The 12699-nt window shown below is 51.1% G+C and carries 8 protein-coding genes; 6 read left to right on the plus strand and 2 right to left on the minus strand.

All coding sequences use genetic code 11. From position 1 onward, the window contains the following. Positions 1–8: 8 nt before the first annotated feature. Positions 9–611 carry a TetR/AcrR family transcriptional regulator gene (locus tag C2I18_RS27765; RefSeq protein WP_249898924.1) on the minus strand — a complete coding sequence of 201 codons (603 nt, stop codon included), beginning with the start codon at positions 609–611 and terminating at the stop codon, positions 9–11. Positions 612–729: 118 nt separating this feature from the next. On the opposite strand from C2I18_RS27765, the gene C2I18_RS27770 reads away from it, so the two are divergent. The 5 genes from C2I18_RS27770 (at position 730) to C2I18_RS27790 (ending at position 7312) form a co-directional block, all read left to right on the plus strand. After that, the gene (locus tag C2I18_RS27770) at positions 730–948 is read left to right on the plus strand and encodes a hypothetical protein (protein ID WP_249898925.1); all 219 of its coding nucleotides are present in this window, start codon (positions 730–732) and stop codon (positions 946–948) included. A gap of 144 nt (positions 949–1092) precedes the next feature. After that, a complete protein-coding gene (locus C2I18_RS27775) occupies positions 1093–3117 on the plus strand; it encodes a right-handed parallel beta-helix repeat-containing protein (RefSeq protein WP_249898926.1) in 2025 nt (674 codons plus the stop codon). A gap of 252 nt (positions 3118–3369) precedes the next feature. Continuing rightward, a complete protein-coding gene (locus C2I18_RS27780) occupies positions 3370–4977 on the plus strand; it encodes a spore germination protein (protein ID WP_249898927.1) in 1608 nt (535 codons plus the stop codon). Beyond that, positions 4974–6206, plus strand: coding sequence for a Ger(x)C family spore germination protein (locus tag C2I18_RS27785; protein ID WP_249898928.1), 1233 nt, complete (start codon positions 4974–4976; stop codon positions 6204–6206). Before C2I18_RS27780 ends, C2I18_RS27785 begins: the two co-directional genes overlap by 4 nt. Continuing rightward, positions 6203–7312, plus strand: a complete 1110-nt coding sequence (locus tag C2I18_RS27790) for a GerAB/ArcD/ProY family transporter (RefSeq protein ID WP_249898929.1) — start codon at positions 6203–6205, stop codon at positions 7310–7312. The genes C2I18_RS27785 and C2I18_RS27790 overlap by 4 nt, the downstream gene beginning before the upstream one ends. Positions 7313–7433: 121 nt before the next feature. Here the strand turns inward: C2I18_RS27790 and C2I18_RS27795 are convergent, their stop codons facing one another. Then, positions 7434–7796 (minus strand): nuclear transport factor 2 family protein, encoded by a 363-nt coding sequence (locus C2I18_RS27795; RefSeq protein ID WP_249898930.1) that lies wholly within the window; start codon positions 7794–7796, stop codon positions 7434–7436. A gap of 308 nt (positions 7797–8104) precedes the next feature. Here C2I18_RS27795 and C2I18_RS29675 point away from each other — a divergent pair, with 308 nt between their 5' ends. After that, complete coding sequence (locus C2I18_RS29675) at positions 8105–12670, plus strand: S8 family serine peptidase (RefSeq protein ID WP_275100943.1); 4566 nt, start codon at positions 8105–8107, stop codon at positions 12668–12670. Positions 12671–12699 lie beyond the last annotated feature (29 nt).

A 12699-nucleotide genomic window follows, 5' to 3' on the forward strand; every position in this document is an offset into this window, starting at 1 on the left:
TCTACTCATTATGTACTCCCGCCGCGGTTCTCCGCATCCAGAATCCCGTAAAAAAACAGATCCTGGGTCTGCTGCGCCAGTGTCAACGGGCTTTCAAGCCCCGGCAGCAGCTTGATCAGCGTTAAGCGTTCCACAATGCCAAACAGCGATTCGGCAAAGAATTCCGTATCCACATCCTGCCGGAAATACCCCGCCTGCTGCTCTTCAATCAAATTTTGCTTCATTAGCAGGGCTACTTCGGCCTTGATCTCCGCCGCTTCAGCAGCTTCGAACAGCCCGATCCTTGTCAGATCCGGATGACTTCCCAGAAAATGATAAATCTGCTCCAGCCCCTCCACAACAGACCGCTTCAGGTCGCCCTGATTCTTGCCGGGCGGGACATGGCTTTGCCGGACAACCGCCGTAAATCCTCTCCGGAACTCATTTACCAGTTCGGCAAAAGCGGCTTCCTTATTCGCAAAATACAAATAAAAAGCAGGCTGCGTTACACCCGCCTTGGCTACAATCGTGCTAATTTTCGTCTGATGAAATCCGTTTTGAGCAAACTCTTCCCCCGCGGCCTCAAGCAGCCGCTGCCTGCTTTCCGCTCCAACCGCACCCCGTTTTCGCAAAAATGCCTCCTCCTTCTGCAAGCAGATACTGTATAAAGTATACGCCGCCAAGCGGGCAAAGGAAATAAAAAAGGGCAAGCCGTACATTCCACAATGCCAAAATCGTAAGAAGGAAATTATGAACATTAGCTTAAAAGTGGAGCAGGGGGCTGATCTGAACTCACTTGCGGCGAATCAGCTGCATATTCATATCAACACTGTCGCATCTTTTCCATTCGTATTAGGGGCCGTTTACATTCTGTTGTTCGCAATAGGACAGTTCACTTTACCTATGGCAATCATTGTTTTGATTTTTGGAATCGCAGTGGCTATAGGACTTTTATCTGCGGCATCATAGGCTCCTTTCTCTTTGGATATATCAACAAAAGTTCTGTAAATATCAATGCGCTGCTTCAGTGTTGCGTTATAAACTATAGGTGGTGTGTTTTACATACCAAAAAATAATGCTTATTTGAGGACATTCAAGGAAGGGCGGTAATCAGTGGAATATCATGTAGCAATTCAAGGAAGCGATCAAGCACAGGGTACGGAGGCAGAACCATTCCGTTCGATTTCCCGCGCTGCTGCTGTAGCGGAACCGGGAGATGTCGTAACCGTGCATGCCGGTGTTTACAGAGAATGGGTCAATCCGGCCCATGGAGGAACAAAGGAACAGAGGATTGTATACCAGTCTGCCGGGGATGGAGAAGTGGTTATCACGGGTGCTGAGCCAGTGTCTGACTGGATAGAGGAAGGGGACGGTGTCTGGAGGACGGAGGTGCCGAACAGTCTGTTCGTCATCCGCAATCCCTACGGGACCAAATTGTACGGAGATTGGTTGTTTGAAGGTGCGTTCGAGACGCATCTTGGGGATGTGTATCTTGACGGAAAATCGCTATATGAATGTGACAGCGCTAACAAACTTCATAATCCCCAGGTTTGGCCGCAGGCCAAATATGCGGAGGATTCTCTGCTCCAATGGTACGCGGAAGTAAACTCAACTACCACTACGATATGGGCCAACTTTGGAGGCAAGGACCCACGCCAAGAGAATGTGGAAATCAATGTGCGCCCTTATTGCTTCTGGCCTGAGAAGTCCGGCCGCAGCTATATTACCGTCAGGGGCTTCACACTCCGGCAGGCATCTCCCCAGTGGGCCCCGCCAACCGCTTTGCAAGAAGGGCTTATCGGTCCCCATTGGAGTAAAGGCTGGATTATTGAGAATAACCTGATCAACGAATCCAAATGCACAGGGATCAGCCTCGGCAAAGAAATAACTACCGGCCAGAACGAATTCTCGAACTATCCCGGCAAAGGCGGAACGCAACGGGAACAGGAGGTTATTTTCCGTGCATTGCGCAGGGATTGGCATAAAGATCAGATCGGAAGCCATTTGGTCCGCAACAACGTTATACATGATTGTGAACAGGCCGGAATCGTTGGACATTTAGGCGCTGCTTTTAGCCGGATCTACCAAAACCGTATTTATAATATTCACCACAAACGCATCTTCCACGGTGCGGAAGTGGGGGGGATCAAACTTCATGCCGCACTGGATACCCAGATCTGCGGGAATGTCATCTTTAGCTCCTACCGGGCACTTTGGCTGGATTGGCAGGCGCAGGGCACCCGTATCAGCAGGAATATCTTTTACGATAATTTGTCCGAGGATCTCTTCGTGGAGGTCTGCCACGGTCCATATATGGTGGATCATAACCTTTTCCTGTCGCCGATGAACTTCCGCAACATGGCCCAGGGCGGTGCGTTCGTTCACAATCTGTTTGCCGGCAGATTTGTGGTGCGTCCTGAACTTACCCGCTATACTCCTTACCATATGCCTCATGAGACAGCGGTTGCCGGGTACAGCAACATCACTGGCGGCGACGACAAATATTACAATAACCTATTTATAGGTAATGACGATCAGGGCAAGGAGCCGCAGCCTATGACCTTTTTTGAGCACCTTCCGCTATCTCCAAGAGAAGGAAAAGATTACGGCGGTGCCGCGGTGATGGATGGTGTACCGGATAACTCCCTCTGTTATCTTCATCCTGCAGGATTGGGCGGCTACAATGATTATCCAAGTATTCATCAAAAGCGGTGGTGGGAATATTCCAAGGAAGAAACTGAGGCTTTAAAAGAATCCGGAAAGTTTGTGCAGCCGGAAAGTATAGCGCTGCCCGTTGCGATACAGGGCAATCTGTATTTTAAAGGCGCGGTGCCGAGCAGTCATGAACCAAATGCCAAGGTTGATGTCAAGGGCGGGATCGAGATTGTAACCGATCCGGCGAAATGCAAGGTACAAGTCCGGATTCATAATCCTGAGATAATGCGTGCCGCAGCTTCTGCGGTAATCACAACGGATCTTCTCGGCAGAAGTCATCATGCCGAGATGCACTATGAGGAACCGGATGGATCTCCTTACCGTTTCGACCACGACTTCTTTCATGAGCTTCGCCCAGAAAGAAATGTAACTCCTGGACCGTTTGAAATCTATGGCGATAGTCCGGTAAAGATTGATCTGTAACAAAAAGCACGGTCGAGAATAGTTTTTTTGCAGCAGGAGTCCCAAGAAATCCGGATGAAATACGGTCTGTATTCTATAAATCGGAAACGCTAGATTTGATACCCGGTATATCGAAACTTTTCAACCCACGCCAAGCGTGGGTTTGTTATTGGTGAAACTAAGCTTTTGCTTTAACTATACAAGCTGCTGGCAGCACAGCAATGAATATTTCCTTCACTCCCTGCAAATACCAACGGTAGGAGGGATATGCCTATGACTTCATCCGACATAGAGAACCGGAAATGTCCAACTGAAGATAACACAGCGCCAGACCAGTCATCCGGAGCCATACATGCTAAAGATCATCTATCTTCTTCGCTGGCAGACAATTTGCGGAAATTGCAGGATGAATTCACCCTCTGCTCCGATTTGGTGACACGCAAATGTTCCGCGGGAGGAACGGATCAGGCAGTACTGGTGTTTTTTGACGGGATGACAGATACGAACCAGCTGGAGCAGGTTGTACTCAGACCCCTTATAGAGCACTTTGGGCGCTGGCATACCGAAGGCGGGGAACGGGAAGGGAACGCACATAACCTCTCCGGAAATTCTGTGGAAACCCCGGAGGATGTACTGGTCGAGGCGCTGTTTGTAAAAAAGACCACTAGTCTAAAGCAGACGGTACAAGCCATTCTCAAGGGGCAAACGGCTGTTTTTTTGCGTGATACATCTTACGCTATGCTGATCAACTTGTCGAAAATGGAGGAACGCACGCCAGAAGAACCGACCTCGGAGAAGGCCGTCCGGGGACCGAAGGACTCCTTCGTGGAAACTCTGCAAACCAATATAACCCTGCTGCGTAGAAGAATCCGCACCCCTCTGTTAAAGACGGAAGCAACTACGCTGGGAACACTGACAGTTACGGAAATCGTCATGATGTATATCGAAGGCAAAGCAAAAGCTTCGCTGGTCAAAGAGGTCAAGCAGCGGTTAAAGCAGGTGAAGCTTGAAGGCATTATCCATTCCGGTGATGTAGAAGAATTCATTGAGGATAACCCGTATTCCCCGTTTCCGCAGGTTCAAAATACCGAGCGTCCCGATGTGGCGGCATCGAGCCTGCTGGAGGGGAAAGTTGTGATTATCGTCGACAATACTCCTTTTGTACTGATTTTACCCATGACCTACTGGTCTGGCCTGCAAGCGGCGGACGACTATTCCGAGCGCTGGATGTATGCTACATTTATCCGCTGGGTCCGGTATTCTTTTGTGCATATCTCATTGCTGCTTCCGTCACTTTATGTGGCGCTGACAACCTTTCACCCGCAGGTGGTGCCCACTCCGCTTCTGATCAGCATCGCTTCTGCCAGAGAAGGTGTACCGTTCCCAGCCGTTTTCGAAGCGCTGTTTCTGGAGTTTATTTTTGAAGCGCTCAGGGAAGCGGGAATCAGGCTCCCGCAGCAGGTAGGTCCTGCAGTCAGTATTGCCGGGGCACTTGTTATCGGCCAGGCCATCGTCGAAGCAGGTATCGTTTCGACGCCGCTGGTCATCATCGTTTCATTAACCGGCATCGCTTCTTTTGCATTCCCGCATTATAACATCGGCACCAGCTACCGGATGCTGCGTTTTCCGCTGCTGATTGTGGCAGGGGTTCTGGGCTTTTACGGGATCGTAATGTTTCTGGTCGCGCTCAGCGCGCATATGGTGATGTTGAAGCCGTTTGGTGTACCTTATATGTCACCATTTGCACCGTTAAAAGCGAAGGGGTTACAGGATGTGCTGATACGTGCACACAAAACGAAACTGTACAAGCAAAGCAAAGCCGCTTCGGGAAAACCGGAAATCCCTAAACCCAGGAGGAAGTCCGAAGGAGAAGGATCATGACGCAAATGCGCAGAATCATCAGGTTCATCGCCTTAATGGTTACGATCACTCTGCTTGCCACTGGCTGCTGGGACAGAGAAGAACTGAATGACCGGGCCATTATTCTATCTTGGGGAGTCGATCTGCTGGAGGATGATACGGTTCTGGGAACGGCGAACTTCGTCCTGCCTAAAGGCTCGAAGAGCAGCGGCGGCTCCAAGGCAGGCGGCGAACAAGGGGGTTCCAACGCTTTCATGACAGAAACCGCAATTGGCAAGAATATCAGTGATAGCGGACTCAATATGCAGAAGAAACTATCTCGTACGATTTTCCCGGGCCACCGGCGCAATATCTTTATTGGTGAAAAAATGGCCCTACAAGGCATCGCCGGCGTTATGGATCAATTCAGCAGAAATCCCCAGGTTCGTCCCCGCGCCAATATATTTGTCGTAAAAGACGGTACAGCCCAGAAAGCCATGAGTCTCGCCTATCAGCTTGAGATGAACCCCGCACTTGCCGTGCAGAAGATTCAAGAAAAAATGGGGGCTCCCATAGCGCGCTCCCTGATTGATTTTCTTATAGCTGTCAACGGGCCGGGATGTTCGGTCATGCCAACAGTCCATATAGTCCAGCCTGTAAAAACGGTGCAAACGGAAAATAAAAATGACAGCCCGCCTAAACCAACGCTCGAAATTGCCGGTTCCGCCATTTTTGACAAGGACCTCAAATTAAAAGGTTATCTCGACAGCGAAGAATATTGGCTTCGTCTTTGGATAACCGGAAATCTTCATCAAAAAGATGTGACAGGGACTTTGGAAGAAGCGCCGGCAGAGAACTACTCCTTATCGTTAGCTGAATTTAAAAAGAAGATCCGGTCAGACATACAGGGAGATAGAATCTTATTTAATGTGACGCTGCAAGGTGCAGGAACGCTGAACGAAAATAACACCACGCTGGATTTGTCCAAATCCTATAATGTTAAAAAGGTCGAGCGGGCCATGGAGTCAATTTTGTTGAGAAGGGTTGAAGAAGTGGTGGCCAAAGTGCAAAAAGACTACAAATGTGATGTCTTCGAACTAGGCGAAACGCTGCACCGCCAGCATCCGCAAAAATGGAAGAGCATCGAATCCGAATGGACGGAGCTTTTTCCGAAGGCCGAAATTGCACTGAGCGTAAAAATTGATATAACAAACACGGGGAATTTGGGGAAATCGCTCCTGCCTGTGAAAGCAGGGGGACCGGAAGAATGAAAATTACCGGAAAACAACTGTTCTGGACGTTGTGGATGCTGGAAGTTGGTATGAATCTTCTAATTTCAATCGCGATTTCTGCCAAGTCTTCCAGACAGGACGTATGGCTCTCATTTCTGGTGGCAGGAGGAATAAGTCTGCTCGTTACGTATATTGCAGCTTCTGCCAGCCTGCGGCATCCTGATCAGACCATGGTCCAATATGCTGTGACTATCCTGGGAAAGTGGCCCGGCAAGCTGATTGTAATCCCTTATTTTTTGCAGTGGATTTGGGTGATGGCTATGATTTTGCGGGAAGAGTTCAGCTTTATCCGGCTGAATGTGCTGTACAAAACGCCGGACTGGATAATTATAGGTTCCATGTTCATCGTTGTCATCTATGCCGTAAGCCGTGGAGGAATTGAGGTCATCGGGAGATGCAGCGAGCTGTGGGGACCCATTTTGTCAGTAATCCTGCTGCTGACTTTTGTGCTAACGCTTCACAACTTGAAACTGAACCATATCCTACCGGTTTATTATGACTCAGGAATTCTTGCGATTGCAAAAGGCTCACTTCCGCCAGCCTCACTCTTCAGCGAATCCATAGTGATTATGATGCTGATTCCCTACATTAAAAAATCAAAAACACCAGTTAAGCGGTATATTTTGGGCGGAGTGCTTATTTCCGTACTCACCGTGATGCTTGGATCTGTATGGGTGATCCTCACCTTTGGTCCGGAGATCAGCTCCAGGTTGAACTTTCCTTTTTTTGAAATGGTCAAGATGGTATACCTCATGGAATTTATTCAGAACATGGATATTTTCGTTATGGCCATCTGGCTTGTCAGCATTTTCATCAAGATGTGTGCTTACTTGTTTGTAGCCAGCGTAGGCATCTCCCAATGGATAGGAAAAGCTGATCAATGGAAAAGGACCCTGTGGTTCGTAGCAGCTGCAGCTTTTCTGGTTTGCATGGGAGTCATCCGGCTGAATCCGCCTACGGAAGTGCTTCTGGAGAAAATTTGGATTCATTTTGTGCTTCCGGTGAATATGATCGGCATTCCGCTCCTTCTCTTGTGTATTTCCAGAATCAGGTTCCGGCGGAAACAGGGGGCGCCTTCGGCTTGAGTTAGAGGGATTAAAAAAGGTTTAGACTGATCCGTTAATAAAAGCAGCGGCGAACTAAGACTTGATTAATAAAGTCTTAGTTCGCCGCTGTTGTCGTTGAATTAACGTTCCCTTAGTTAGCTTAGACAATTGGTGTTCCTTGATGGAATACCATACGCCATTTCAAATCTTCATATTTCCATATTGAACTGCGTAGCGAATGTTGCTCTTTTTCTTCATTGAATATTTTATATGTTGCTAAAACAATATTTTCAGATAAAGGGTGAATTTCAAAATCACTTAATTGCATTTTAACAACACCTATTCCATTTGAGCCTATCCCATCTTTTATGCGCCACACCTTCCCCGAGCTTCCATATTCAAAGAACTCCTCTGCAAGCAATAATGAGAGTTCTTTTACGGAAGTACGTATCTCTGGTGTTAATAGCTTTTCTTCCAGTCTTAACAGCTCTTCACGGATTAAATCAACGCGTTTTGTTTCCATTCTACATCTCCTCGGCAGTAATTTAACTCATTGTACATGATGCAAGTATTTTAGCGAACATATAGACGTAGCCGCCGGGCAGCTCCCGGCAGCCGGTCTGTATGTTTTTTTATTTTTAATTGCACTTATCCCTTGATTATACGTCATAGAACATAGTGCTTAAGCACGATATTCGAAATGCCTAAATAACTGTAAAATTGAAGGGATTATCCGGCGGATTACCTATTACATATTCCTTTACGCATACATATCGGAGAGTAAGGATCGTATAAAATGCCGGAGTGATTTCAATGTACAGGGGGTTCCTAATGTTAAAAAATGATTACCGCAGGATCGGCGCAGGCGCAGTCAGCCTTACTTTGGCCGCTGCGCTGCTGCTCCCGGCTGGAGCTGCGTCATCAGCGCCTTTCCTGCCTCCGCTTCCTGGTGGATTTGCGGAAGCTCCGGGCGTAACTCCGAAATGGGGAGGTGACGCTGGAGATCTTGGAGAAGCCTTCAAGGCAATGCTCGCTGAAATGCCGGCAGCCAAAAATCATGTTCCGCACACCGATTCTTCAGCTCCGATCAAGGTCATCGTTGAGCTGAGAAGCGAACCTGCCAGGGTTGTGGAGCAAAGTGCGGGGAAATCCTTCTCACCGTCGCTCCAGCGAAACAAGCTCCGCGCCGAGCATGCCGCTTTTAAACTGGCGGCCGCCCGTCTCGGTGCTGCGGCAGGCAGCGAATTTACCGAAGTGTTTAACGGGTATGCACTGACGCTGCCCGGGAATCAGGTGGACAAGCTGCTTGACCTGCCGGGTGTCAAGGCGGTGTATCCGGACGAGGCCGTACAGGCGGCGCCGATAAGTGCGGAACCGCTGGCCGGTCCCAGCCCCGTCATTGCAAGCGGCGACCTGATCGGTGCGGACAGCCTGATTGATCAGGGAATTACAGGGGAGGGAGTAAAGGTAGCCGTTCTCGACACGGGGATCGACTATAATCATCCTCTTGTAAAAGACCGGTATGCCGGCGGATATGATCTCGTCGATGAGGATGATGACCCATATGAAACGGACAATCCGGATCACATCCCTCCTGATGCCGACGGCACTCCATATGAAACCGCGCACGGAACACACGTGGCAGGCATTGTAGCCGGAGTGGCTCCCGGTGCGGAGATTTATGCATACCGCGTACTCGGCCCCTACGGCAGCGGATCGACGGAGCAGACGCTGGCGGGAATCGAAAGGGCGGCTGCAGACGGCGCAGATGTCATTAATATGTCGCTCGGGTCGGGCTTTAACCAGTCCTACGCCCCAGATGCCATTGCAGCTGACAACGCAGTGAAGGCAGGCATTACCGTTGTTATCGCGGCCGGGAATACCGGGGAAGAAGGCTCTTATACACTTACTACTCCCGGCGGCGCACATCGCGCAATCACAGTCGGCGCCTCGACCAAGCCGGTCGTGACTCCAGTCATTCATATAGGAGACGCGGAACCCATTTACGGGCTGCGGGCCTTTTTGTCTCCTGAGCTTACAGAAGAAGAATCAGACGTGCGGATAGTCTATGCAGGAGCAGGATCAGCAGCGGATTTTGACAACATAAATGTTCAGGGAGACTTCGTGCTGGTAGACCGCGGGGGCGGGCTGGATTTCTCGGCCAAGTCTTTGAACGCCACAAAAGCCGGCGCAGCTGCACTGCTTATCGCCAACAACGAGACTGAACCCGTGCGCCCTTCCTTAAGCCGGGCCGGGGATTATATTCCAACCTACGGAATTACACTGGCCGAAGGGAAGGCGCTGAAGCAGGAGCTTGTAAATGGTGAAGGCACACTGAGTTACGAATTAATTGATGAACCGGAGCGACTGGCGGACTTCAGCTCAAGGGGACCGGGACTGCCCGACTTCATCATTAAACCCGAGATGATTGCACCAGGCGTTGACATCTTATCTTCCGTCCCTGTGTGGGCCGGTATGGACGGTACATACGATACGGCCTATGCCGAAGAGGAAGGGACAAGCATGGCTGCGCCTCATATAGCCGGTGCCGCCGCATTGCTGCTGCAGGCGGGTGAGGATATGCTCCAGGAACCGCTGGATCCGGAACAGATCAAGTCCATGCTCATGAACAGCGCTGAGCCGCTGACCGACCGCAACGGGTTTGAGTACGGATACTTCGAACAAGGCGCAGGCCTTCCGCATCTGGATCGTGTAATGCAAAGTCCGGTTATAGCCAAGGTGTTCGAACAGCTGGATCTTGGAATTCCCGGCCTGGAGCCGGAGTCTTATTATACAGGGTCTTTGTCATACGGAATCCAGAACCGGAACAGCACGGTGACCAAAACCGTCTACCTGGATAATTTGTCTGGAGCTCCGTTAGATTACCAGGCGGAAATTGAATGGTACACCAAACATGCAGGACTAAACGCGTATCTAAGTGATGAAACACTTGAGCTTCCGGCTGAAGGCGGCTCTTTTGAAGTTACCTTGTCGATTGGCGATAACGCCAGGGACGGGTTCTATGAGGGAGCGGTCAAGCTGACAGGAACGGAGGGTCAAACGCTGTTTCTTCCTTTGGCCGCAGTATTAGGGGATAAACTGAAACCGGATGCCGTTGATTCAGCTAATGTTTATGATCTGATCTTTTCGCCGGACGGCGACGGCTTGTCGGACATGAACGGACTGTATTTCTCGGTGAATGAAAGGGTAACGGACCTGAATTTTGAGGTTTCGCGCTTTGACTTCAACACGGGTGACGGAGAAGTTGTCGGCGACATACACGGGCTCGGCGGCGATTATGCCAAAGGCCGGTATGAAGCCGCCTGGGACGGCAGGGTCTATGACAGCGGGACCGGAGAGCTTGAACCGCTAGAAGACGGTTTCTACATCGTTACACCGGTATACGGGGAAGAGCGGATCCGGCTCGACGAACAACGGTTCAGCTTTGCCGTTGACACCGGTGCACCCCTTCTGTCTTCCATTATGCTGGATGAAGTGGAGCCCCGTGACGGAGAGCGGCAGGCGGTACTCTATGGAGATATTATGGACGACCTGCTGCTTGAGCTGATTACCGGAACAGACGGATATGAGATGGAGGATCTGTTTGGGATCAGCGCCGTTTACGAAGGGGAGGACGGGGCCGCACAGCAGGCGGACGGCGTTCTGTACCCTGACGGTTATTTTGAAATTGAGGTCCTGCTCCGCGAAGGGATGAACGATTTCTATATTTACGCTTACGACATCGCCGGGAATGGCGCAGCGGACGAAGACTACGCCCAGCTGCTGAAGTACAGCACCGGCGCCGATGCCATTACGGTATCACCAGCTCTGAGCGCAGCAAACGTGACAACCGGGCAGCCGGTAACCGTGGACGTCCGGTTCACAGCGGCCGAATCCGTCTACGGCGCAATGATGAGTCTCGCTTATGACGGCAGACTTCAGGCTCCTGTCATCCAGCCGAGCGTCCAGCTGGCTACTTATCAGGAGGCGCATGATCCAGGGGTACCTCTGGCGGAATATACGGATTCGTTCGGCATTTCCGGCGGACGACAGGTGGTGCGTTACGGTGTACAGCTGACGAACAGCGTCTATTCCGGTGAAGGCAGCGTTGCCTCCTTTACCTTTGTTCCTGCCGAGGCGGGAATCTATACGTTTGAGCTGGGAGACCTGCTGTTCTGGAACGAGGGGCGGACCTTTACCGCTGCAGCCGGACTTGCCAGAGCCCAGTTAACGGTAACCGATCCTGCTGAGCCCGAAACGCAGCAGCCCGGGCAGCCAGGCAGTCAGCCTAATCCGGCACCTGGAACGCCGGTACCTGTGACACCGGAACCTCTGACGGCAAATACGTCCTCAGTACGCTCAGGAACACTCACAGCGAACGCATCCGGGGCTTCCGCTCTCTCGTCAGCGGTTGTTGCCGTATCCGACACAGCGCTGAATCAGGCAGTGCTGCAGGCACAGTCGGCGTATGCGGTGCTTTCGTTAAGCGACCTGCTCTTCGCAGATTATTCATTCATCCGGTTGTCGCTGACCTCTGCACAGGCAGATAAGCTGAAATCTTCCGGTGTTGGCCTTATGCTGGAAGGCCGTGAATTCACTTTATCCATCCCGGCAGAATCTTTGGCAGACTTTGCCGGGACACAGGGGCTGAGTGTAGAGCTCTCGCTGGATCCAGATCCTGGGGTTCTGACGATAAAAGGGCCGGCCGCTGTATCGAATGCTCCCGCAGTCGGCGTAAAGAACGGATGGACATCCGGTACACCTGTCATTCTCCGCCTGCCGTTAAACGCCAATACCGGTGATGACCGCAAAATCGGGGCCTATGAGAAAGCTGCGGATGGTTCATGGACCTACCTGCAGTCCGGTAAGCTGGTTAAAGACGGCAGCCTCGAGCTTGAAGTGAGGAGTGACGGAACGTATACCGCTGCTGCCGGGACCGGAACGTTCCGCGATCTGGCAGGGCATTGGGCGAAGGATGACATCGAAGTGCTGGCCGCTCATCAGCTGGTGGCGGGTAAAGGCACGGCAGGCCTATTCAGTCCGAATGACACGGTGAACCGTGCGGAGCTGCTGACTCTCTTGGACCGGCTGCAGGGCAAAGGCGATACATGGCTGACACATATCCGCGAACAGGATGCCCGCCGCCCGCTTACCCGCCAGGAGGCCGCGACGCTGGCAGCTGCTGCACTGAAGAACGGAGGCGCTGGTTCTGATGTCAGCCTGCCTTTTGCTGACAGCCATTTCATTGCCCCGGATGACAGAGCGGCGGTAGCTTATATGTTTGAACAAGGATATATGAAAGGGGAAGGTCTGTTCTTTAACCCGGCCGGCATCTTGACCCGGGCACAAGCTGCTGTCATACTGAGCCGGATCGTACAGGATTTGCGCACCCCATAAGTGTTGGCAGGCAAGAGATAAACCGCTTG

Source organism: Paenibacillus sp. PK3_47, assembly GCF_023520895.1.
Lineage (GTDB): Bacteria > Bacillota > Bacilli > Paenibacillales > Paenibacillaceae > Paenibacillus_AQ.

What these genes read in the sequence shown, in the direction of transcription:
- C2I18_RS27770 (WP_249898925.1), top strand. Translation starts at nt 730, where the DNA reads ATGAACATTAGCTTAAAAGTGGAGCAGGGGGCTGATCTGAACTCACTT.
- C2I18_RS27780 (WP_249898927.1), top strand. Translation starts at nt 3,370, where the DNA reads ATGACTTCATCCGACATAGAGAACCGGAAATGTCCAACTGAAGATAAC.
- C2I18_RS27785 (WP_249898928.1), top strand. Translation starts at nt 4,974, where the DNA reads ATGACGCAAATGCGCAGAATCATCAGGTTCATCGCCTTAATGGTTACG.
- C2I18_RS27790 (WP_249898929.1), top strand. Translation starts at nt 6,203, where the DNA reads ATGAAAATTACCGGAAAACAACTGTTCTGGACGTTGTGGATGCTGGAA.
- C2I18_RS27795 (WP_249898930.1), bottom strand. Translation starts at nt 7,796, where the DNA reads ATGGAAACAAAACGCGTTGATTTAATCCGTGAAGAGCTGTTAAGACTG.
- C2I18_RS29675 (WP_275100943.1), top strand. Translation starts at nt 8,105, where the DNA reads ATGTTAAAAAATGATTACCGCAGGATCGGCGCAGGCGCAGTCAGCCTT.